The sequence below is a fragment of the Sphingobium chlorophenolicum genome, assembly GCF_000722875.1.
Taxonomy (GTDB): domain Bacteria; phylum Pseudomonadota; class Alphaproteobacteria; order Sphingomonadales; family Sphingomonadaceae; genus Sphingobium; species Sphingobium chlorophenolicum.
Map to the genome: position 1 here is coordinate 150,465 of NZ_JFHR01000003.1, position 21,682 is coordinate 172,146.

17 protein-coding genes and 1 pseudogene are annotated in these 21,682 nt (G+C 62.2%); 8 read left to right on the forward strand and 10 right to left on the reverse strand.

What is annotated here, in order from left to right; all coding sequences use genetic code 11:
- Positions 1–29: 29 nt before the first annotated feature.
- The 4 genes from BV95_RS03455 to BV95_RS03465 all read right to left on the reverse strand — a co-directional run bounded on the left by BV95_RS03455 (position 30) and on the right by BV95_RS03465 (position 6,228).
- Positions 30–4,244 (reverse strand): strawberry notch family protein, encoded by a 4,215-nt coding sequence (locus tag BV95_RS03455; RefSeq protein ID WP_037447389.1) that lies wholly within the window; start codon positions 4,242–4,244, stop codon positions 30–32.
- 58 nt (positions 4,245–4,302) lie between these two features.
- Positions 4,303–5,142 carry a DUF7146 domain-containing protein gene (locus BV95_RS03460; RefSeq protein WP_037447391.1) on the reverse strand — a complete coding sequence of 280 codons (840 nt, stop codon included), beginning with the start codon at positions 5,140–5,142 and terminating at the stop codon, positions 4,303–4,305.
- A 147-nt stretch (positions 5,143–5,289) separates the two neighbouring features.
- Entirely contained in the window at positions 5,290–5,598 is a 309-nt protein-coding gene (locus BV95_RS22945) for a hypothetical protein (RefSeq protein ID WP_231472243.1), read from the reverse strand.
- Positions 5,599–6,228 carry a ParA family protein gene (locus BV95_RS03465; protein ID WP_029623217.1) on the reverse strand — a complete coding sequence of 210 codons (630 nt, stop codon included), beginning with the start codon at positions 6,226–6,228 and terminating at the stop codon, positions 5,599–5,601. It abuts the gene before it with no gap.
- Between the two features lie 561 nt (positions 6,229–6,789).
- Here BV95_RS03465 and BV95_RS24230 point away from each other — a divergent pair.
- The gene (locus BV95_RS24230) at positions 6,790–7,377 is read left to right on the forward strand and encodes a lytic transglycosylase domain-containing protein (protein WP_081873266.1); all 588 of its coding nucleotides are present in this window, start codon (positions 6,790–6,792) and stop codon (positions 7,375–7,377) included.
- Here the strand turns inward: BV95_RS24230 and BV95_RS03470 are convergent.
- The 3 genes from BV95_RS03470 to BV95_RS03480 form a co-directional block, all read right to left on the reverse strand.
- Positions 7,335–7,610 (reverse strand): hypothetical protein, encoded by a 276-nt coding sequence (locus BV95_RS03470; protein WP_037447406.1) that lies wholly within the window; start codon positions 7,608–7,610, stop codon positions 7,335–7,337. The genes BV95_RS24230 and BV95_RS03470 overlap by 43 nt on opposite strands.
- A 34-nt stretch (positions 7,611–7,644) precedes the next feature.
- A complete protein-coding gene (locus BV95_RS03475) occupies positions 7,645–9,438 on the reverse strand; it encodes a thiamine pyrophosphate-requiring protein (RefSeq protein ID WP_037447408.1) in 1,794 nt (597 codons plus the stop codon).
- 252 nt (positions 9,439–9,690) lie between these two features.
- Entirely contained in the window at positions 9,691–10,830 is a 1,140-nt protein-coding gene (locus tag BV95_RS03480; protein WP_010408866.1) for a tyrosine-type recombinase/integrase, read from the reverse strand.
- 116 nt (positions 10,831–10,946) lie between these two features.
- Here BV95_RS03480 and BV95_RS03485 point away from each other — a divergent pair, with 116 nt between their 5' ends.
- Entirely contained in the window at positions 10,947–11,969 is a 1,023-nt protein-coding gene (locus tag BV95_RS03485) for a hypothetical protein (RefSeq protein ID WP_205499236.1), read from the forward strand.
- Between the two features lie 1,575 nt (positions 11,970–13,544).
- Positions 13,545–13,964, forward strand: coding sequence for an IS200/IS605 family transposase (gene tnpA / locus BV95_RS03490; protein WP_010408862.1), 420 nt, complete (start codon positions 13,545–13,547; stop codon positions 13,962–13,964).
- A 363-nt stretch (positions 13,965–14,327) separates the two neighbouring features.
- Here the strand turns inward: tnpA and BV95_RS03495 are convergent, their stop codons facing one another.
- The 3 genes from BV95_RS03495 to BV95_RS03505 form a co-directional block, all read right to left on the reverse strand.
- A complete protein-coding gene (locus tag BV95_RS03495; protein WP_029623214.1) occupies positions 14,328–15,443 on the reverse strand; it encodes a replication initiator protein A in 1,116 nt (371 codons plus the stop codon).
- A gap of 79 nt (positions 15,444–15,522) precedes the next feature.
- Positions 15,523–16,602, reverse strand: coding sequence for a ParB/RepB/Spo0J family partition protein (locus tag BV95_RS03500; RefSeq protein ID WP_037447413.1), 1,080 nt, complete (start codon positions 16,600–16,602; stop codon positions 15,523–15,525).
- Positions 16,599–17,795, reverse strand: a complete 1,197-nt coding sequence (locus BV95_RS03505) for an AAA family ATPase (RefSeq protein WP_037447415.1) — start codon at positions 17,793–17,795, stop codon at positions 16,599–16,601. Before BV95_RS03505 ends, BV95_RS03500 begins: the two co-directional genes overlap by 4 nt.
- Before the next feature lie 537 nt (positions 17,796–18,332).
- On the opposite strand from BV95_RS03505, the pseudogene BV95_RS03510 reads away from it, so the two are divergent.
- The 5 genes and pseudogenes from BV95_RS03510 to BV95_RS23420 form a co-directional block, all read left to right on the forward strand.
- A pseudogene (locus tag BV95_RS03510) lies at positions 18,333–18,659 on the forward strand (DUF7146 domain-containing protein); the annotation flags it as partial.
- A gap of 461 nt (positions 18,660–19,120) precedes the next feature.
- Positions 19,121–19,654 carry a hypothetical protein gene (locus BV95_RS23410; protein ID WP_162179727.1) on the forward strand — a complete coding sequence of 178 codons (534 nt, stop codon included), beginning with the start codon at positions 19,121–19,123 and terminating at the stop codon, positions 19,652–19,654.
- 3 nt (positions 19,655–19,657) lie between these two features.
- Entirely contained in the window at positions 19,658–20,074 is a 417-nt protein-coding gene (locus tag BV95_RS23415; RefSeq protein ID WP_125962616.1) for a hypothetical protein, read from the forward strand.
- The gene (locus tag BV95_RS03515; protein WP_037447418.1) at positions 20,074–20,484 is read left to right on the forward strand and encodes a hypothetical protein; all 411 of its coding nucleotides are present in this window, start codon (positions 20,074–20,076) and stop codon (positions 20,482–20,484) included. The genes BV95_RS23415 and BV95_RS03515 overlap by 1 nt, the downstream gene beginning before the upstream one ends.
- Before the next feature lie 96 nt (positions 20,485–20,580).
- The gene (locus tag BV95_RS23420) at positions 20,581–21,294 is read left to right on the forward strand and encodes a S1 family peptidase (RefSeq protein WP_125962617.1); all 714 of its coding nucleotides are present in this window, start codon (positions 20,581–20,583) and stop codon (positions 21,292–21,294) included.
- Positions 21,295–21,682 lie beyond the last annotated feature (388 nt).

Genomic DNA, 21,682 nt, shown 5'->3' on the forward strand with positions numbered 1-21,682 from the left:
TTGCTGCTAGCTGGCTGTTATCGTGCCGGTCAGGCCATCAGCTTTGCGAGAACCGCATCGGCCGTCTCGACGGGGATGAAGACGCGCGTCTTGTAGGCGATGATCTCTGTGAAGCAGCCGATCGACTTGAGCCACGCGAGCTGGTCGGCCGGTGCGCCGCTGATCTCGATGCGCGGCTTGGCGTTGACGCGTACGCGCTTCACCTCGCACACGAACGGTCGCCGGATCGTGACCGTCCCGCCCTCCATCGCGGCGCGCGCGACCTCGGCCGGGCTGAGCACGTCGTTGCTGTCGAGGCCCATCTTCGAGAACAGCGCCGGCACGTCGCCCGGGAACACCATGCGCCCGAGCCAGGAGCGACCCTCGGCATCGACCACGCGGTTGACCACGAGATGGTCGCTCGGCAGCGCCGACCAGATCGGCAGCAGAAGGCCGGTCGCGAGCCGGATCGTCTCGACGTCGAGCTTGCCGCGGATCTCGTCGACCTCGGCCGACCATTCCGCCTCGAACCGTGCGCGGCTGCATTCCTCCCAGGCCGTCTCGTAGAGATCGTCGAGTGCGAGATATTCGTGCCGGGTCGGACGCATCAGTTCGATGCGCGACACCGCCACCCCGTCCTCGGTCAGCCAGGAGCGCGCGTTGGTGCGCAGCGCGACCTTGCCCGACTTGCCGTTGCGCACGAACACGGCGGTCTGGTCGGTATCGGCGATGCGCAGCACGCGCTCGAGCGACATGGGGTTGCGGCGCCGGGTCACCTCGATCGTCAGCAGGTGCGAGGTCGCCTTGCTGACCGGGTCGGTGCGCAGGATCGTATCGTCGAGCACGGTCGCGGTCTCGACCGTCATCGTCTCGACGCCGACATCGAGTGTCCCCGCCTCGCGCGCGGCCGCGACCCGTGCCTCGACCAGCGCCAGGAATTCGTCAAAGATGCAGTTCTGGAGCCCGATCGGCAGCGCCAGCAACCGGTTGAGCCAGCGCTGGATGGGCGGGAGATCCTCCTTCAACACGCCGTCGGTATCGAGCAGTTCCAGGCCGGTGCGATGCTGGAAATCGGTGAGGTTGGTGCTGGTCAGCTTCCCCGCGACGAGCAGGTGATACCAGCTGATGAGCGCCGCCTTGGCGTAGTCGCTTTCGAGATTATCGGCCGGGTCGAACAGATTCTGCCCCCCGGTCTGGCGCTGGCCGCGCGTCAGAGCGCCGAGGCTGTCTAGACGCCGCGCGATGGTCGAGGTGAACCTGAGTTCGCCCTTGCAGTCGGTCGTGACGGGCCGGAACAGGGGCGAGCAGGCCTGATGCGTGCGGTGGGTACGTCCCAGGCCCTGGATCGCGCGATCGGCCCTCCAGCCCGGCTCCAGGAGCAGATGCGCGCGTTGCTGCTGGTTCTTCGCATCGAGGCTGGCATGATAAGACCGCCCGGTCCCGCCGGCGTCGGAGAAGACCAGGATGCGCTTGGTGCCTTCCATGAAGGCGGCGGAATCGGCCTGCGTGGCGCGGGCCGAGCGCGATTCGAGCTTCTGCCCTCCCCCGCTCACCGTGATGAGGCGCTTGGTGCGCCCCGTCACCTCGGCGACCATCTCGGTGCCGAACCGGGTGATGATGGCATCGAGCACGGCCGCGATCGGCGGCAGCGCGCAAAGCTGCTCGACCAGATTGTCGCGCTCGGCTTCGGCTTCGGGGTTGGTGACCGGGTGGCCGCTCTCGTCGAACAGCGGTCGCGAGCGCACCTCGCCGGTGTCATCGCGGAAGAAGGTCATCTGCTGGACCGGGAATGCCCGCGTCAGATAGTCGATCACGGCCTCGCGCGGGGAGAGATCGATGTCGAGGTCGGCGCGCTCGTCGGGCGACAGTTCGCCCAGGCGGCGGTCGAGGATCGCCTCGGCGGTGCTGACCAGCTGCAGCACGACCGACTGATCGGCCGCCAGATGCTGTTCGATCGCCGCGATGACGGTCGGGAGCTTCGCTGACAGGAGGAGCGCCCCGAAGAACCGCTGCTTGCAGCTTTCGAACCGCGAGCGCGCCGCGGCCTTCGCGCCCGAGTCGAGCGTCTTGCCCTCGTTGCCGTCGACGACGCCGGTGAGTTCGAGCGCCTTTTCAAGGCCGCGATGGATGATCGCCCAGGCATCGGCATAGGTGTCGTACACCGCGATCTGTTCAGGCGTCAGCTCGTGGCGGAGGATGTCATATTCGACCCCGGCGAAGCTCAGCGCGCGCGCGGTGTAGAGGCCGGTCGCCTTGAGATCGCGCGCGACCAGTTCCATCGCCGCGATCCCGCCCTGCCGGATCTGGGTGATGAACGCCTCGCGGTTGGCGAAGGCGGTCTCCGGCCCCCACAGGCCGAGCCGCACGGCATAGGCGAGGTTGTTCACCTCCGACGCGCCGGTCGCCGAGGCGTAGAGCACGCGGGCGTCGGGCAGGTGGTTCTGCAGGAGAACGCCGGCGATGCCCTGCTGCGAGCCCTTCTTGGTGCCCATCGACCCTTCGCCACCCGCGACGCCGCCCATCTCATGCGCCTCGTCGAACGCGATGACGCCGTCGAAGTCGGCACCGGCCCAGGCGATGATTTGATCGAGCCGGGTGGCGTCGCCGCGGTTGGAGCGCAGCGTCGGATAGGTCACGAACAGGACGCCCTCGTCCATCGTGACGGGCTCGTCGATCTTCCAGCGCGAGAGCGGCTGCACATCGGCCGCGAGACCGCCGAGCGCGGTCCAGTCGCGGATCGCGTCGGCATGGAGCGCCTCGTTCTTGCTGATCCAGATGTTCTTGCGACGACCCGCCAGCCAGTTGTCGAGGATGACGGCCGCGACCTGCCGCCCCTTCCCTGCCCCGGTGCCGTCGCCCAGGAAATAGCCCTTGCGGTACGCGCGTCCGTCGTCGGAGAGCACCAGCCCCACGCCCTCCTTGTCTGGCTTGCTCAGGCCCGGGATATACTGGGTCCAGGCATGGCCGGCGTAAACGACGGTCTCGAGCTGCGAGGAGGACAGGAGGCGTTCGGTGACGGTGCGTTCGGGCAGCGACGGAACATGGACGGGGATCGGCGCGGGGATCGAGCCCATCGCGATCGATTCCACCAGCGCGGTCGGATGCTCGCCGGCAGCGTCGAACACGATACGGCTCGGCCGATAGGGCAGATAGACGCCGGACTGCTCGGCGAGTGGCGCCGGCGTCTCGAGTACCTGGTAGCCGACCGGGAGAACCTCGTTCCTGGCGAGAGCGCGGAAGATGCGCGGGGTGGCAGCGGGCTTCGATCTCACGCTGCGCAGGAGGGACAGCCCCCCGCCCCGCTTGACCGGCGCCGGAGTGGCGGCCTCCGGGATCAGATCCTGCCGGGGCGGGATGACCAGCGCCTCGACCAGGTCGCTTACGGCGCCGCGCTGGAGCGTGACCGTCGTGGTATCACCCACCGTCTTGTCGATGACATAGAGTCGCACCGCGACTCCGGTGCCGTGCTTGCCATAGGCATGGGTCAGCCGGATCGAGGTGCGCAGCGCGACGCTCGCCAGCGTCGTCGACCAGATCGTGCCCATGCGCGCGGAGTTGAAGAACCAGTCGGGCATGATCGCGACGACGCGCCCGCCAGGCCGCACACGCTTGATCGCCGCCTGCAGGTGGCGGACCGCAGCGAGCGCGTCGGCACCGCGGCCGAGCGAGCGCGAGAAGGGCGGGTTCATCAGGATGAGGCTGGGGCGCTCCGCGGATGCCATGACGCTGGCGATCTGCGCGCCGTCGTGGCCGGTAACGCTGGCTTTCGGGAAGGTGGCCGACAGCCGCTCGCGGCGCGCGGGATCGATCTCGTTGAGCTGGAGCGCCGCGATCGGCGGGAGGCCCGCTACCAGGAGACCGTTGCCGGCGCTCGGTTCGAGTACGATGTCATCCGCGCGTGCGTTCGCGAGCATGACCGTGATCGTGGCGAGATCGAGCGGGGTCGAGAATTGCTGCCAGTCGATCTGCTCCTCGCTGCGCACGGTCTGGGTAGGAAGGCGCGCCATAAGCCCGATCGCGGCGTCGACCGCCGGCGTGGTGCCTGCTGCGCATACCGCCAGCGCGGTCGCATGCTCCAGCACCTCGAAGCTCTCGCGCTGGGTCCAGTGACCATCGGCGTCGGTGCCGCCATAGGCGCGGATCATCGCGTCGTTGAGCATCGCTCGGGTGATCTTCGCGTCGCCGGCGATCGCGGGGAGCAGCAGGCGGGCGGCAGCGGTGGCATGGTCGGCGCGCGCGGGCGCAGGGTCGAACAGGTCGGTCATGGGGGTCTCCGGGTCTGTGGCTGCTCGTGCAGCTCACGACCCCGACCCCCCTTCCCTCTCAGGCTCCGGGTTTCACGACGTCGGCCCAGTCGCCATAACGTGAGGGTGGCGGTATCCGCTTCAGCGTCAGCCCGCGCGGCCGATAGGCGGCCCACGCCTTGCGTCGTGCGCGTCGGCCCTCGAAGTCATTGTCCTCGGCGAAGATCAGCGTGGTGACGCTATCGGGGATGTGGACACGGTCGAGCCGCGCCGCGCCGAGCGTCGCCCAGCACGGGATGCCGTGGATCTGGGTGAAGGCGGCCGAGGTCTCGAACCCCTCACCAAGCGCCAATGTGTCGGTGACGCGCATGCCCTGCCAGGTCGCACCTCCCGGCGTGCCGAGCGTCGCCTTGTCGAGATAGCCGCCATGCGCGAGGTCGAGGAAGATGCGCTGAATCGAGCGCAGCGTGCGCCCCTCCCGCGCCGCGATCAGCAGCGCCGGGAGGAACCGGGTATGCGGTTTCGGTCCCCACGGACAGCGCGGGTGGTAGCTCAGGTCGTCGAAGGCGCCGGTGATGCCGCGAAAGCGGAGATAGGCTTCCGCGGGCGTTCCGGCGATCGGCAACCCCTCGTTCCACAGCCGTTCGATGTTGGCGGGTCTGCCGGTGCGCTGTTCAGCGGGTGGGTCGTAGGTGCGTCCGGGTCTGATGCGCGCGATCTCGCGGAGCACGTCCTCGGCGGTGCAGCCGGCGAAGCAGTGAACGAGGATGCCGTCATGGCCCTGCCGGATCGAGAGGCTGGGATCGCTGTCGGCGTGGGCCGGGCAACGGCACATGGCGTTGTAGCCGTGCCAGGTGCCGCCGAGGGCGCCGACGATGTCCACGATGGTCTGGGTGGGTTTTAGCGCAACGAGGGGCATGACCGATCCTTTCTCGCTGCCTCTGACCCCCTTCTCTCTCTTCCTAGGTGACTCAGTAGCTGCTGGCTAGCAGCTAGCGGAAGATCCCCGTGTTAGCAGTTAGACCTCCGCTATCTAGCGTTGAGATGGCTGGTATCTAGCGGCTGGCTACCTTTGAGCTAGCAGTTTCTCATAAGCGTCGAGTGCCTTCTCGAGCACTTCTGTAAGAAGCAGACCCTCACGTTGAGCTATTTCGCGGATTCGATTGTCCCATTCGGGTGTGACCCTAGTCGCAAATTGTTGAGTGCGGTTAGTCTTGCGCGAACTGCGGGCATCAATGCGGGTTGCGGTTATCAGCGGTGCAGCCGGAGGGGCGGGGGCTACTTCGGGTGCATCCAAATTCTGGCTCGCCTCACTGATTGGTGGGGGTGAACCCAAACGAGTAGCCTTCTTTAGCTTCGAGATATCGGCCATCATTCACCCCGCTACTTTGTCGATTAGGGATTGGATCAGAGTATCAGCACGCTGGTTAAGGCCGGAGAATTTGGTTTCGGTAATTGACAGGCCTTGGTTCTGCGCTTGCCGGTATGCTGGTCGTTCCACGATCGAACCGTCGAGGACATTATACCCCGCTTCGGTCAAATACGCCCGCGCGTCATTTTCTTCAGCCGAAGTTCCAATGCGGTTGAGCGCAAAAACGAGCCGTCCAGTCGGGATACCCTCCTTAACAAGGGCATGGTATTCGCGGACGGCAGGCCTGAGATCGTCCAAGGATGCGCCGGTGGGTTGAACCACGAGTGACGATGACCGTGCAATTTCAAGTGTAGCTTTGCTGGTCCGAGCGGGGCCGTCGATGATAAGCAGATCGAAGCCGTCTGCAGCGGCCAGGGCCTGAGACGCGGTTTTGAATGCCTCAACCGACACAATCGGCTCGATGGAGATGCCAAGGCGTGCTCGGTGCCAATCGACCGAAGTGCCCTGTTGAGTATCGAGATCGGCGATTTTAACCCGCAGTTCGCCTGCCGCCGCCTCGCGAGCAAGGGCTCTTGCCAAGGTGCTTTTTCCTACACCGCCTTTTTGTGAGACGAATGCTACGACAGCAGCCATGACCGATCCTGTGATAGTTCGAACGACTGGATAGCTAGCCGCTCTCTAGCAGTTTGGCAACCGCTACCTATGTGATAGCTAGCTGATACCCAACCAGCAGATATCTGTGAGCTAGCTGCTACCCACGGGGGTTTGCCTGACCTAGTCTGGATCAAGCACTGGGAGATAGTGGAATTTTTTTCCACGTTGTGCGGTTGATCGAAACATGATGTTCAATGATCGATGAACACGCGATCGAACTCGAGCTTATGCGTAGTGGGTAGTGTTATGGCACTGCTATGGGCGCAAACATCGGCAGCTAAGCAGGCCGAGGTAATGACATTTGATGGGCAGGCAGTTGAAGCCGTCATCGATGTGGGCCCGAGAATGCGGGGTATGCCAACAGACGGAACGCCGCCAGTACCAAGCATGGAAGCCGTTTTAGGCAATGACTTCAGATCATTCGGCAGCCCCGTAATGGAACCCCAAGAGGAGGCAATAAGCACGTCGCATATATCGGTGCCCCTTTGGATGCAGACTGGCCAGGTTTCGGGGGGAGCTGGCCGGGCAGCGATGTCCGATATGGCAAGTTATCTCTACACCCCACAGGCTTGCTCAATCACACCCTACCGTCCACGCGGCGATTTTCCAGGCTGGCTCGAAGCTCGGCGGGCTCAATATTACCCCTTGATCCAGGCCGTGGCGTGCGAAGCTGGTGTGCCAGTCGGGCTTTTCGATGCACTGGTGGCCCAGGAAAGCCGCTATGACCCATTGATCGTATCACCGAAGGGCGCCGTTGGCCTTACCCAATTGATGCCCGGTACAGCGCGTGGACTTGGGGTTTTCAATTCGAGAGATCCGTTGTCGAACCTGAGGGGAGGGGCCAGATACCTCCGCGCGCATCTGGATGAGTTCAAGCGGGTCGATCTAGCCTTGGCCGCGTACAATGCAGGTCCAGGACGCGTTCGATCGATGCGCCGTATTCCGCCGTTTCGCGAGACGATGGACTATGTCGCAGCGATCACTCGAGGGTGGAGCACCGGATCGTTCAGGACAGCATCGATTCAGACCGCCGGTTTGGCAGTGGGTCGACAGGAATTCCGGGGCAGGGGGGTCCAGTTACTCGCTTACACATCTACAAGAGTATCGAACCCGAGGTGGTGCGCGTAATAGATCGCAATTCCGAGGATCGCCGGCGCGCCGAGCAGATAGTTGATCTGCCAACGTATCCACAACCGGGGTGCAACGAGTACCTTATCGAGGACGGTCGCAGTTGGGAGTTTCCTAGTTCCCAGACGATAATCGTAGGCGGTCTTTATCATCGCGAGGACAGCGCACAGCGCCACCATGACGCCGACCGCGGCATAGAGTGAAAGCCAGGCCTGAAGTGTCGCTTGGGGCATGCCGACCACCTAGCAGCAAGATGCTGACGGTCCATTAACCGCTGAATCGCGCATTAGTTACCAGGAGCTGGCGCGCCGTGTCGGCGATCATCGTGCCCAGGCCCTTGTCTCCCATCACCATCGAACTCATCAGACCCTTGGCCTGCTCGAGCGTCAGTTGCGGTGGAAACGGCACGACCTCGGGATCGGTCTTCACCTCGATGAGCGTCGGGCGATCGGCGGAGAGCGCAACTTCCCACGCCGGCCCAAGCGCGGATGGATCATCGACGTAGATGCCGCCAAGCCCCAGCAATTCCGCGAAGCGCGCGTAGGGGACGTCCGGAATATCCTGCGTCGTCGGGAAACGCGGATTGCCTTCCATCACCCGCTGTTCCCACGTGACCTCGTTGAGATCGCCGTTGTTGAAGACGCAGACGATGAAGCGCGGATCGCGCCACTGCTTCCAATATTTCTGGACGGTGATGAGTTCGGCCAGATTGTTCATCTGCATTGCGCCGTCGCCGACCAGCGCCACGACGGGCCGATCAGGATAAGCAAACTTGGCCGCGATCGCATAGGGAACCGCAGCGCCCATAGAGGCTAAACCGCCCGAGAGAGAGGCACGCTGCCCGACCTTCACGCGATAGTCGCGCGCGTACCAGTTGGCGCATGAGCCCGAATCCGAGGTGACGATCGCGTCGGCGGGCAGACGCGGCGACATTTCCCAGACCACGCGCTGGGGATTGACGGGCTTTGCTTCCGCCATGGCGCGTTCCTCGAGCGTCTGCCACCACTGCGCAGTCGCCTTCTCGATGCCTTCGCGCCAACTGCGATCATCCTTGCGCTGGAGCAGCGGGATCAGCGCTTTCAGCGTTTCGGCCGCATCTCCATGCAGGTTGACCTCGACGGGGTAGCGCAGCCCCAGCATCGATGCGTCGATGTCGACCTGCACGGCCCTCGCCTGCCCGTCTTTCGGCAGGAACTCGGCCCAGGGAAAGCCCGTGCCGATCAGCAGAAGCGTGTCGCACTCGCGCATGAGGTCGGACGATGGCTTGGTCCCGAGCAAGCCGATCGCCCCGGTCACGAACGGCAGATCGTCAGGCAGGACATCCTTGCCGAGCAACGCTTTGGCGACGCCGGCGCCAAGCAGGTCGGCGACCTCGGTCACCACGGCCGACGCGCCGCGGGCTCCCGCCCCAATCAGGATAGCGACCTTGGCGCCTGCATTCAGTACCTCCGCCGCGCGCGCGAGATCGGCGGGCTGCGGGACGACGATCGGATGTGCATAGCCGGTGCCCGAGCGGGTGAAGCCGTGCGCCTGGCCCGGCTCCTCATATTTCGTATCCTGTATGTCCTTGGGCAGCACGATGGTTGAGACCGCGTTGCCCGCGACCGCGATCCGGATCGCGCGATCGGTCACATGGCGGACCTGCGCCGGCGCGCTCGCCTCCTGCACATAGGCGGCGACGTCGGCAAACAGTCGGTCGAGATTGAGCTCCTGCTGATAGCTTGCACCGCGCACGGTGCTCTCGGCCTGGCCCGCGATCGCGAGGACCGGGACATGGTCGAGCTTGGCGTCATAGAGCCCGGTGATCAGGTGGGTCGCGCCCGGACCGCCGGTCGACAGGCAGACGCCGAGCTCGCCGGTGAATTTCGCATGCGCCGTCGCCATGAAGGCCGCCATCTCCTCGTGGCGGACCTGGATGAACTCGATGCCCGAGCCTTCCTTCTCGGCGCGCTGGAGCGCCCCCAGCACGCCATTGATGCCATCGCCAGAATAGCCGTAGATTCGGCTCACGCCCCAATCCTTGAGGCGCTGGACGAAGAAATCGCTCGACATGCGGGCCATGCCGCCCTCCACTTTGGGATTTGGTTTCGAGCCGGAGAGGTTCAGTCACGCATGCTCGCGCTGACGAGAAGAACGTCGCAGTGCGCACAGGCGTTCCCGCCGGTCGGCGGCTTCGCCCCCATCGGTGCGCGCTAGGGCCGGCCCGACGGCGAGCTCGCTTCTTCGGTCGTTGAGGCATGTCGGTGTCGCTCACTGCCCAACCGCGCCAGGTCATCGGTTTGCGACTGTCCAAACGCGGACAGCTAAAACCTGTCATTCACCGCCGAAACGCTTCGCGAGACGCGCACTCGCTCCGCTCTTGGCCGCCAGCTTCGCGCCATAGCGCATGACCGTCTTGGGATCGCGCCAGCGATAGGCCTGCATGATGGCGGGCAGGCTCTCTCCTGCCGCAAAATTGTCTTGCGCCACGCCAACCCGGATCGAATGGCTCGACACGGCCGCGACCCAGCGCTCGAGCTCGGCCTCGCTCATCGCCCCCAGCAGTTTCTTGTCGAATGCCTGGCGGATCAACCGCTTGTAGATGAGCGTGATCGTGCCGGGGTTGAGCGCCTCCTCTCCCACACCGCGGATCGAGCCATCGAACCAGGTTTCGACGCGCCGGAACAGGGCCCCGCGCGCAATCCCGGCCTTGTCGCACCATTCAGCGATCGCGCGCATGGTCGCGGGCGAGAGATAGGCGAGAGCCCCCTGCCCTTCCTGATCGGTCTTGCTGCGGCCGATCTCGACCACCCCTGCCCCGTCGACGTCGGGCCCGTCGATATGCTCGATACGCATCGCCGCGAGTTCGGAGCGCCGGCAGCCGGTATCATAGTTGACCTGCAGTAGCGCGCGATCGCGCGCGCCCAGGAGATCGCGGCGCGTGGCCTTGAGGAGGACCGCGAGGCTCACGCCGCTCGCCGGCGCGTCGAGATCGCTGACATCGCCCTTGTAGCGGATACCCCGCGCCTGCGTCTGGCGGGTGCCGAGAAGCTTGCGCGCCGCCTTGTGCTCGAGCTGCACGAGCGGGGCTGCGGTCGGATCGTCCAGCCCCGCCATGCGATAGGCCCAGCCGATATTGACGAGATAGCGCGCGATCGTCGCGGCCGCCCTCTGCGGCGTCGCCCGCGTCGCCTCATCATGATCCTGACCCGACAGCGCGCGGACATAGGCCGCGACGGTCTCGGCGGTCGCCTCCCCTGCCCGCACTCGGGTGCGCCGGCACCAAGCATCCCAGAGCTTCATGTCGGAAAGGAACGCGCGGATCGTGTTCGGCGACCAGGCCCGCGCCGCGGCCGCGATGACCTGCGGATCGACCGCCGCCTTGTCGATAGCCAGCGCGCGGACCTCGCCCACGACGTCGTCGGCGCCGGCGGGCGGCGTGCTTTGCCTGCGGGTGAGGGCCGTTTTCGCCATGACGGCGAGACATAGCCCGGTCCTTCTCATAATAATAGGGTCGTGATAATCTCCCATTATCACGACTACGCATACGAGCCAATTTGACTGAGAGCAGCTCTGGGTTAAAAGACGGCGTGGACGCGCCTCTCTCGAACAGCCGCTACGGCCCCGCCTACAGCGCGAAGATGGTCTCCGCGATCGCCTCCTGCACGGCCGCCATTACGCGTCTCGATGCCCGGTTTTGCGTTAGTTCGGTGGCATCGGCCTGGGCACGCCGCGCCGCCTGGAGTGGCTACACCCGGGCCCTGCAACTGCAATCGGCCGAGATCGACGAAATTGACGTATTTTCCTGGGGCTGCGGGCTGCAAATCCCCGGCCGGCCGCTGCGGTCGACCAACCTCGACCTGTTCGATCGCTTTCCCGCCTGGGAAGCGGCGCTGCGCGATCCCGACCCCCTCGCCTGGCGCGACGCGCTCCCGACCGCGATCGGCGAGATCGAGATAGCCGCGGACCATTCGCCGCTGATCCGCGCGCTCGATCGGGTCCGCCAGCATGCGCGTCTCGACAGCACCGCCCTGCCCTGGCTCTCGCTGCCCTTCGCTCTGCGCGACAAGGGGATGGTGACCACTCCCCTGCCCTGCCTCGTGGGCGGCGTGAAGGCGTTTAGGCTGAAGCGAACTGTCGGAGACGAGGACTGGTATGCGGCCATGCGCAGCCTTGAGGCAAGCGCCACCGCAAACCTCGCACGGTTGCACGAGCTGGAAAAGCTCCATCGCGCGGCCCAGCATGCGATCGTCGCGGAATATCGACCTGGCCACCTCCCGGGGCTCGCGGCCCTCCTCCATCACCGGCCACTGCTCTCGCCTCAGTCGCTGGCGGAGCTGCTCAGCATGAGCGTTGCCGGCGCGAGCAAACTGCTGGGCCGTGCCGTCGACTGCGGCTTGCTCGTGGAGATCACCCAGCGGCGGACCTGGCGCGTGTTCCTGAGCACGGACCTTGCCATCGAGTTTGGCTTTGCAGCGCCCAAGCGTGGACGGCCGCGCAACGTGGTCCCTCCCCCGCCAGCGAGCCGCGAGCTGTCGGAGGTCTTCGATGCCTTCGATCGCGAGATGGAGAACATCGACAAGCTTCTCCAGCATCGCGCCGAGAGTTTGTGAACGACAGTCCGTAGGAGGATCTTTCGCTTGCCGCCCGGTCTGATGAACCGGTCTATCAACCGGAGCATCCTTCTGTCGAACGATTGGAATGTCGTCGGCTGGCCGGGGCCTCTCTACCGAGGTGCGCCGGCAAACCTTTCACCAAAGGGGTAGCTGCCTCCCCTCCCCTGTTCGCAATTCATAGCGCTGGATGCAGCAAGAACTGATTTGCCGGCGAGCGCGGTCTCGTTCCCCTTGTCCCAGTGGTGAAACACGAGCTCTGCAGTCGGCGGCTATCGTCTATCGATAGTTGAAGGCGGTAGCTGCAATGTCCAGTCCACGGGTTCTCTGACCCACAACGGCATGCTTCTCGTGATCAGGCTTGGCAGGAAGGCCCCACAGCGGCCTTCTGGGCGCTTTGCTTGCCGTGGGGATAGCCGAGAGCGGAAACACGCTGTGCGGGCTGCTGGCGGCGCTCAGTGCAGGTCGGACTTCGTTCGGGTCTTGGAAAATGGCTCCTGTCACGGTGCCCTCGGCGACCTGAGCGTAGTGAGGTGCTCCGCGATGGCTGGCTTGCAAGGAGTCTAGGCGCCGCGATAATCGACGTCGATCTGCGGTCGGGTGTGTGAGGCGACGCACGCGACGGAGCTTTTTGGGTGGACGACGTGCTTAGTGCGCGGCGATCGTCCCTTCCCCTTCTTCCCAATCAATTCTTCAAAAGAAGGGAGCGCCGCAGGCGGGTTAATCTCTTTAGAGAATAGGATAAAAAGTTAAGCTGTGGATGGATCTTTCGCGACTCGCCGATTCAGCGCGAGTCGGGAGTTCAGCGCCGTTCCCATTATACCGTTTGGCCGTTCCTGAAATACCCTGCGGGGCGTTCCCATTGAACCGTGATTCGGTTCCTCATGTACCGTGCCCCGTTCCTGAAATACCGTGGGCACGGCGCGGGCCACAGGACGTCTCCAAGGGAGTAAAACGCGTTTTACTCGTCCGCAAAGTGGCTGTTTTCCGTGCCTTTCAGGCATGTTACACCCGGCAGCGCTCGTTGTCGAACTATAGGCGTCAGGCGAGGCCGCCCTGTGTTCGGAGGAGTCGAGCGGCATTTCCGCGGCCCTCCCGAGTCCTTGGGCGAATCATTGACGGTCTTTTAGGAACGGGACCCTGCGGAACTGACCTAAAACGGCGATGATCTCGACGTTTTGTTGCCTTGAGCGCATCCCGCTCGGCTGCCTGGGCCGCGAAGTTTCGAGGTTTCTCGGGAGCCGGCCAGTGATCTCGACGGTACATTGAGAACGGGGCTTGGCCAGGCGATGGGCGCCGATTGTGGATGTCTAGCGCTCCCGGAGGCGTTTGCAGTCGAAGCATTCACGGTATTTCAGGAACGGCATCGAAGCAGCGAGGATGACTCCCCCTCCCCTCCCCAGCCTCTTTGGAGCGTCGACAGTTTGACCTTTAGAGTCCTCTAGCAAGGAGGAACCCCTCCGACTTCAGTCGGATACTGGCTTCAGCCACAGACTCGCGTGCTAGCCTGTAACCTCGGGAAAAGCGGAAGCCGCCGAAGGCGTGAAGCTTCCGCTTTTCCCGAGGTTACAGGCTATGGCGTATCGGTCCGGTTGTCACACCACATTCCATCATCGCTACCATCTCGTTTGGGCGCCGAAGTATCGGTACAAGGTGCTGATCGGCGATGTTCGGCTACGGGTGCGCGAGATCATCCGTCAGGTCTGTGCCGAGATGGGCGTGAAGATCATCAACGGCGCGCTGTCGAAGGACCACGTACACATGTTCGTCGAAATCCCGCCGCACGTCTCGGTCAGCGACTTCGTGCGCCGGGCCAAGGGGCGCTCATCCCGCAAGATCCAACAGGAATTCGAGCACATCCGCAAACGATATTGGGGCCAACGCTTCTGGCAGCGCGGCTACTTCTCGACCACATCCGGCAACATCACCGATGACATCATCATGCGTTACCTCGACCGACATACCCACAAGGACGGCTTCAGCCCCACCGCTTGATCCTACCGGCGTCAGCCGGTCAGTGATTCAGCTATCAGATCCGGGCAATCTGATCACAAATCCCACCCTATAAGCGCCGTTCTCTAAGTACCGTGACGGCTGCCTGGAGAGGTGGAACGGGCGATCCTCCCGCTGGCGCAGCTGTGCCCGGCAAAGCTCATCCGAGAAGAAGGCTGGCAAAGGATCGCGCGTGGTTGGATCTTCGCAGCCCACGCACATTTGATGGGGCGCCATACAGACGGGTCCGGGGCCCGGCTCGTTACTTCGGGAACGGTCCACACGGATAAGTTGACGTGCGCGCGCGAGCCATTCTCGACCCTGTTCCTGAAAGACCGTTTTGGCGGATTGCGCCTACGGCGTCGATCAGTTGACCGGACGCTGCTTCGCGCAAAAGGTCGCGAATATCTGTGTGATGTTCTTCGCGTCGAACGCTATCTCGCGCTGCCGGAGGAAGTTCCGGAAATCGTCTCCAACGAGACCGTGGTCGCGTTGGGGGCTGGGCAGGTTGGCGCGGGCGATCGCACCGAATGCCGAATGCGAGATATGCCCGCTCGAGGGGAAGGAGATAGCCGGTTCCTCGGGCGCCTTTTCCTTGACGGCCGCAGGCGAGGCTTGGGCGAGGGCAGGGGAGGGCTTGCCCTCCTCGGACGGCTCGCGATCGCGCCTGGTCATGCGCAGCAGCGGTTCGGCATCGTCACGCTGTTCGATGTCCAGGGAGTAGCCTGGCAGATCGTTCTCCCGAGCGATCTTGGTCATCTCGAACTTGAAGCGCCGATAATCGCCTTCCGCGCCGGATTTCTCGAAGAGCGTTGGCATCGAGATGGCGAAACCGTCGCTTCCGGCCCCACCCGCATGTTTGCGCGCGACCCGATAGAGCCAGCGTTCGCGCCCGCCTGTGAGCGAGAAATAAGCCGGATCGATGGCGAGCACGCCGCCGTCCATCAACACCCCGTCGTAGAACCATTTCGCGAGGGTAATTCTCATTCCCCGCACGTTTCCGGACCGATCCTTAAGCTGGCTGTGACTGTCGATCCAGGAGAAGGTGGTCTCGACGGCATCTCCTGAGCGGATGTTCGTCTTCACCGTGGTCGATTGGAGCCTGTCGAGGGCATTGCCCAGAAGATCGTAAGCGCGTCCACCAACCTCGCGCTTCAGAGTCTTCAGCATGTCGTATGGGACGACGTGGAGCGTCTGCGGGATGTCGTTGGCACCTCGCCGCTTGTGCTCGATCAAAACTGACGCGCAGTAAATCAGTATGTCGAGGTCGTAGATAGTCGCCAGACCATATTCCGAATTAGCGGAGACATGGACGGTGATCTTACGATCCGGACTGACATAGTCGATCGGCTTGAGTCGCTTGCGCTTCGACAGCGAGAAAAAGGGCCGCTCCATCGTTTCGCGCTGATCCCGAAGAGGAAGCGCAGTCAGCTGAGGGAGAAAGAGGTCTACTTGACCGTCTTCGCGGTGATCCTGTTGCATCTCGTGTCCCGTGGCATCGGTAAAACGCATTTTACCGGGAGCCAACTAATTGAAAATAAAGCGTTAAACTAGATTTTACTCAATTTCGACTGAACTTCGCACTCTCAAGGGCAGGGCGGAGCGCTTCGAGGATCTCGTCGACCGACGCTGTGCCCTTGGGGTTGATGTTGATCGTAATTCCCTTGGCCCGTGTATCAGCAAGAACCTGTCCGATCTCGCGACCCGAGGCGGCGGTGAGGGCCGGCTTGGCACGGGGTACAGGCTTCTTCGACGCCGCGGGAGCCACTGCGGCTGCGGCCAGGCGCTCACAGACCTTGATACCCTCAATCTTGTCGCTTCCAGCGTCCTTCAGCGCCTGTTGCTCGGCACCGAGGGCTATAGCTGCGGCGATGATCGCGTCGCGGTGCTGTTCGTTCTTCAGCAGGGGCGAGAGCCGCATGCCGTGTCGGACCTTGAGGTCTCCGGGCTCGGCGAACGCTGCCACGACCTCGTCCGGCAACTCCGCGAGCTGGAGGAGGTTGTGGAGGTTCTGCTTGGCGATGGCCAAGCGATCGGCCATCTGCGTGCGAACCCCGTTGTAATATGCGTCGACAGCGTGCCTGTAATTGCGCGCACGCTCCAAATCGGTGACGTCCTCGCGCTCTCGATTTTCCAAATCGGCGAGCCGGAAAGCGGCCTCGTCATCGAGCGTCTCGATACGCGCTACGAGCTCGATTTCGCTATGGTTGTTGGCATTCAGCCAGGAAACCGAGAAATGCCGGCGGGTGCCGACGATCAACTCGTAGGGGGTCTCGGCGTTCGGCGTCCGCCGCACCACAACCGGCTCGCGGTTCGTCCCCTCCTCGCGGATGGAATCAATGAGCGAGGCACAGCGTTCGTGGCTCAGCGCCGCATGATCGCGAGCATTGCCCGGCCAGATGGAGCATTCCGAGGGCTTCAGACGGATAGTCGGACGTTTGACCGTGCGGGCGATTTCATCGAACGCAATACCACGCCGCTCCAGGAATGAGGGCGTCGAAGGTTCGTCGACCGGCTTATCGCGATCGACCAGCGCCTCGGCATCCGCGACTTCGGCCACGGGCGTGGGGGCAGGGGTCGTGCCGATGCTTTCGATGGCATTCGCCAGTAGGCTGCGACGCCGGCCCCCTGCGCTGCTCATGCCGCCTCCGTCAGTCTGTCGGTGCCGACCTGCGCCATACGCGACGGCCACTGCTTGCAAATATCCTTTTCGATCTCGCGAAACACCATGTTGAGGTTGTCACGGCACCGCGTGTACGTCTGGTGCGACCCATATGGTTTGTTGATTTCGTAGATCGACGACATCGACAACCCGGCATTCTTGATCTCTTCCGACAGGAGTATCGGCGTCGACAGCATCTGGCCAGCGTAGGTCTTCTCCATGACCTGAAGCATTTGAGCCTCGTTGGTCCTGTTGGGCTGGAACATGGTACAGACGACGCGAATGAACCCGTAGTCGATCGAAGTGTCGAACTTCGAGACGAGGTCCATCGCTTCGCGACAGGTCTGCATGAAGTGGATTGTCGAAAGATAATCGAGTTGCCGAGCCGGCACGGGGATCAGCAAGCCGTCCGCGGCCGTCAACGTGTTCACGCCCAAAAAGCCCATGGCAGGGGGAGGATCGAGGATAACGACGTCATAGTCGTGCCGGACCTCTTCCAGGCCAATTCTCAGCATGCGGAACGCGCCGGCAATGGCGGTAGGGCCCTCCTCGATGGTTGCTGTCAGTTCCCACTCGGTGTCCTGGAGGCCCAGGTTGGCGGGGCAGATATCGATATTCGGCCACGAGGTCTTTTGGATCGTCTTTCGCAGCGAATCGGCTTCGTCGATTCTGGGGGAGAGGAAGTTCGAGAGCGTGTGCGTCTCGTCCACCAATGCCTCTAGATTGACGTCGAACATAACACTCATCGACGCCTGGGGATCGCAATCGACAACAAGAACGCGATATCCCCGCAGCGCAAGGTAATCTGCAAGATGCTTGCCCGTCGTCGATTTGCTGACGCCGCCCTTGAAGTTCTGCACGGCGATGACGACCGCGCGCTCGGAGGGCAATTTACCCATCTTGATGCCGAGCTTCTCGCGAATGGCGATCAAATCTTCGACCGTGTAGAATCGGCGTCCGTTGGTGGCCGTCTTGGGGGCGGGCAAGCGTCCGCGCGCCTCAGCCTTGGAAAGCGCTTCCGGCGTTCGGCCGAGCAATTCAGCGGCGACTGTCGCCCCCATTGAAATGTTCAGCGTTTTGCGATCGGATGGATCAATGGCCGCCTGTCGCAGCACGGTCTTGGCATTCTCGCACGAGGTAATCATCGCATCGAGAATCTGACCCGACAGCATGGGCATGTCCCCTTTTTGAACCCAAACCGGCCACGGTTCGTGAAAAGCACCGCATAATGGCCCCTAATCCCGGACAGATATGCCAAATGCAGGGTGGTTAGTCAAATAGGGTGACCTGACCCGGCGTGCGCAGGGACAAGCCCTCTTATTGCCCCCGAGTCCCGGACCATCCGCGTGTGTATCATTTCGCCTATAAACCCGGACGAAAATCAAGATGAGTCACTCGCCAGCACGCGCCGCTTGAGGACTTATCCTCAAGTCTTGTCCGACTTTGAAGCTCAGACAACGGGCATTCACAGCAACGCGAATCATCTCAAAGATGATTGGCGGGCACAGCGTCAGAGATGGAACCTCTCAGTCCACGGCGATTCGGCTCGAGCCGGGACTATTCGCTCCAACAACTGCTTTCGAGACATGAAAAGAGTCGCGTCTCGCACGACCCATCGCGCGATCTGTTCCGTCTTGCTTCTCCGATAACCTCTAAAACGGTGTTCGTGGAGAAGGGGAGGGGGGCCGAGGTTGTGAAAGGAGCCGATCATGGCCCTCACAGCCGAACGACCTTCGCAGCAACTCATCGATCTTGTTGGCGCACTTGGCGGCACATGGCACGGCAGAACCGCCATGTGCCTTTGCCCGGCGCATTCCGACAGCACCCCAAGCCTGTCGATCCGCCAGGGCAATCGCGGAATTCTAGTGACCTGCTTCGCCGGATGCGACCGGGAAGACGTTCTGCGTGAACTCCGACGCGTGCCCATTCGCGACCATTTCAGCTATACCGATACTCCTGCCGTCTCTTCCGGCAATGCCAGCCGGCTATGGGATGACGCCCTTTCCCTCGGAGGCACGCTGGCAGAACGCTATCTATAGCGGCCTGCAATGATGCTCGACCAAACGCGCAATAGAGGGGAGTTTTCGGCGCAGATTAGTTGAGACGGATGGCGTTGCTCGACGCACATTGCGTGAGACGCAGCGCACGATCGGTGAGACGGACGCACAATGCTGATACGCTGACGCAGGATGCCGGTTTGGCGCCATCACAGCGGCAACCCTGCCGCCCTCATCTCGTCGGTGAGTTCACGGGTCCGCACCGGGTCGAGGCCACCATGCAGCAGCTTTCGGAGCTCGGCGAGCTTGGTGTAAACCAAATCGGGTCAACCTCCACCAAGGCCTTTTTCAGCGATCTTCAACTGCTGTGACATCAATTTGAAGCAAACGTGCTGTACACATCGCATGTTAAAGCCTGGAATTAATATCAAAGCTAATCGGAGCCTGCGGTGATGGAAAGGCGCAAGTCACCTCGGCTACTAGGCGTTTTGGCTATTGCCTTGGCGGCGCTTGGCGTTGTCAGTTCCCTGGTTCTTCGTCAATCTGGATCCTATAGCGATAAGCGCGGCGAGGTCCAGGTGGTCACCGGCTCCTCTGCATTGCCTTCCCTGACCCCCAGCGCTATCTCCTCACGCGTGGCCGATACCACAGAGGAGAAGAGTAGCGCATTCGATATTTCAGGCGATCCGGAACGGGTCCGGCGTTCCCTTCACAGCCAAAGCCGCGATCTCGCATGGGCACCGGGTACCGAAGGCAAGATCAGAGAAGTATTTGCCTCGGCTGGCGCTCCCACGCAAATTTCCGTAGATTGTCGATCAGCCGGATGCGAAATCAAGGGTGAGCTTTCGGGCCTTAGCAGCTCAAACTTGCCGCAAGTGTTAAATCGGATCGCTGGCGAACCAGTCAACAAAGCTTTGCGCGCAAGCGGCTTGACGCCAGACAAAAGTCCAACATACAGCATTATTTCAAACGACCCGGTGAGGGTATCGTTTAGCAGAGTCGTCTCGCGTGATATCGCTCAGGTGGAGCGATAAGAGATGCCGTTTCGCTTTATCATACGATCCGTGGCTCTCAAGGGATTGTTTGTATTTACCGGCTGCATTCAACTTTCTGCATGCTCAGCTGTAGCGCCGTACGTAGCGGCATCTCCACCTACCGATATCGTGATCCCGGAACATTTAAATGGCCGGCTGTCGTACCGCGGCAACTGTACCTACCTTATGGTTTCTGGATCAAAGCGGACGCTGATCTGGCCTCATGGTCATGTGTGGGACAGCACCGCGAAGGCAGTGAAGGCACCCGATGGCCGCCTCTTCAAAAGTGGAATGCAGGTTACGATCCGCGGCGGTGATGGGTCGATCGAGTTCCTGCAAGGCGATCCAGAGGCATATCAGCAGCTCCAAGCATGTGGAGGTCCGTACGTAACCAGTAGCTATGTTGAAGGAGAAGGGTGATGAAGAAGCGTGCTTTTCGGCTTGGCGCAGCCTGCGTCCTCGCCTCGGTCGCGATTTCGGCAGCGCATGCCGTATCGAACACGAAAACCATTCGACTTGCAACGTTTGACGAACCGTTCAACGATCCTGACGATGCGACTGCCAAACAGCTCTCGAAGACGGAGGGCCTTACTGTTGCAGAGGCGTCGCGACGTTTGCGGATCATGGGAGAGTTGGGGCGTCTGGCGCCCGCGCTCTCGGCACGTTTTCCCAAAGGCTTCGCTGGGGCCGAAGCGACTACGGGATCCGACTTCCGTGTTGCTATCTATGGTGTAGCTGCGGACCTCGAAGCGATCGGTAACGCCGCACGTCAGTTCGCCGGCAAAGGTGAACTCGCCAGCGTTCTCGATGTTCGCACTGCACCAGTATGAGAGTCTGAGATAGGGGCGCAGGCGCGGGGATATCTCTCATCGCTCGGCTCAAACGCTACGATCGCCACCAATGCGCGAACGGGGCAAATCAAATTATTGGTGAAAGATCCCACTTCCGCCCTCGCGGCGATTGTTGGCGGACGATTTCGTGCGGCGCCTGGAACGCAGATAGAGCAATTCGACGGCATTGCTCTCACGGCAACGGAGGTTCCGGGCGGCCAGAACTATCGCGGCACGTTCTCTAACGGCGACATCAATGAATGTACGCGAGGCTTTAACGTCAAACAAACCAACGGCTCGCTCTATGGCGTGACGACCGCAGGCCACTGCGAGAATAATGGCAGGGATGAAACCACCGGGGTTTCACTCGCATTTCGCCAAGAATGGGTGTCAAACGGCGTGGATAGCCAGTGGCACACATTCTCCGGCGGAAACAACTATCTGGTTGTTCCGAAGTTCTATAACGGTGCTGGGGTCGTTACCGTCACTGGAGCGCAAGGTGTCGCGCAAGGGCAGTATATTTGCAAGTATGGCCGATCGACAGGTCAGACATGCGGTTACACCGACCCATACACCTATACGGATAGTTACGGTGCCTTCTATAGAATGAACAGTAACTCGACCTATCCGCGGCAGAGCCTTGAAGGCGATAGTGGTGGCCCGGTCTTCACCGGGTCGATTGCGCTCGGACAGGTTCACGGACGTGACGGGGGAAATCCGACGCCCGGCCCTGTCACTAACATGTATTTCACCCCGCTGACGGCTTGGGCACCGAACAACGTGACGGTCGGTGTTACCTGCTACTGCTGACGCTCCAAATTGAGCCGTCGTTGAAAGATTAAACAGGCGGAGACTGGCGCCGCTTTCTCGATAGGCGAGGAAGCGGCGCGCTATTAAGGCCCGCCCACGCATGAGTATATAGCGGCAGCCCCAAAACTTGCCGACGAGTTGCCGCAACCAAAATGACCTGTGAGGAGGCCGTTCCGGGAAAGGCGTCCATCAGGCTTGTGGCACGCTACAAAGTAATCAGAAAAACGACCGGGGCTGTTGAAAAATGCGCCGCTGGTGGCTGGGTCCGGTTGGGGGCGGAATGACACCCCAACGCGTAGCGATCCCGTCTCGCATGGGATCGAGAAATGGGAAAGTGACTATCCCTCCCGTTGCGGCGGCAGCCTTCGATATGTCGCTTTTACTTTCC

Coding starts and splice junctions, on each gene's coding strand:
- BV95_RS03470 (WP_037447406.1), bottom strand. CDS start 7,610: ATGCCCCAAGCGACACTTCAGGCCTGGCTTTCACTCTATGCCGCGGTC.
- BV95_RS03495 (WP_029623214.1), bottom strand. CDS start 15,443: ATGCAACAGGATCACCGCGAAGACGGTCAAGTAGACCTCTTTCTCCCT.
- BV95_RS22945 (WP_231472243.1), bottom strand. CDS start 5,598: ATGATGGCCGATATCTCGAAGCTAAAGAAGGCTACTCGTTTGGGTTCA.
- BV95_RS03505 (WP_037447415.1), bottom strand. CDS start 17,795: ATGCTGTCGGGTCAGATTCTCGATGCGATGATTACCTCGTGCGAGAAT.
- BV95_RS03500 (WP_037447413.1), bottom strand. CDS start 16,602: ATGAGCAGCGCAGGGGGCCGGCGTCGCAGCCTACTGGCGAATGCCATC.
- BV95_RS03475 (WP_037447408.1), bottom strand. CDS start 9,438: ATGGCCCGCATGTCGAGCGATTTCTTCGTCCAGCGCCTCAAGGATTGG.
- BV95_RS24230 (WP_081873266.1), top strand. CDS start 6,790: ATGGCAAGTTATCTCTACACCCCACAGGCTTGCTCAATCACACCCTAC.
- BV95_RS03460 (WP_037447391.1), bottom strand. CDS start 5,142: ATGCCCCTCGTTGCGCTAAAACCCACCCAGACCATCGTGGACATCGTC.
- BV95_RS03455 (WP_037447389.1), bottom strand. CDS start 4,244: ATGACCGACCTGTTCGACCCTGCGCCCGCGCGCGCCGACCATGCCACC.
- BV95_RS23415 (WP_125962616.1), top strand. CDS start 19,658: ATGCCGTTTCGCTTTATCATACGATCCGTGGCTCTCAAGGGATTGTTT.
- tnpA (WP_010408862.1), top strand. CDS start 13,545: ATGGCGTATCGGTCCGGTTGTCACACCACATTCCATCATCGCTACCAT.
- BV95_RS03515 (WP_037447418.1), top strand. CDS start 20,074: ATGAAGAAGCGTGCTTTTCGGCTTGGCGCAGCCTGCGTCCTCGCCTCG.
- BV95_RS03465 (WP_029623217.1), bottom strand. CDS start 6,228: ATGGCTGCTGTCGTAGCATTCGTCTCACAAAAAGGCGGTGTAGGAAAA.
- BV95_RS03480 (WP_010408866.1), bottom strand. CDS start 10,830: ATGGCGAAAACGGCCCTCACCCGCAGGCAAAGCACGCCGCCCGCCGGC.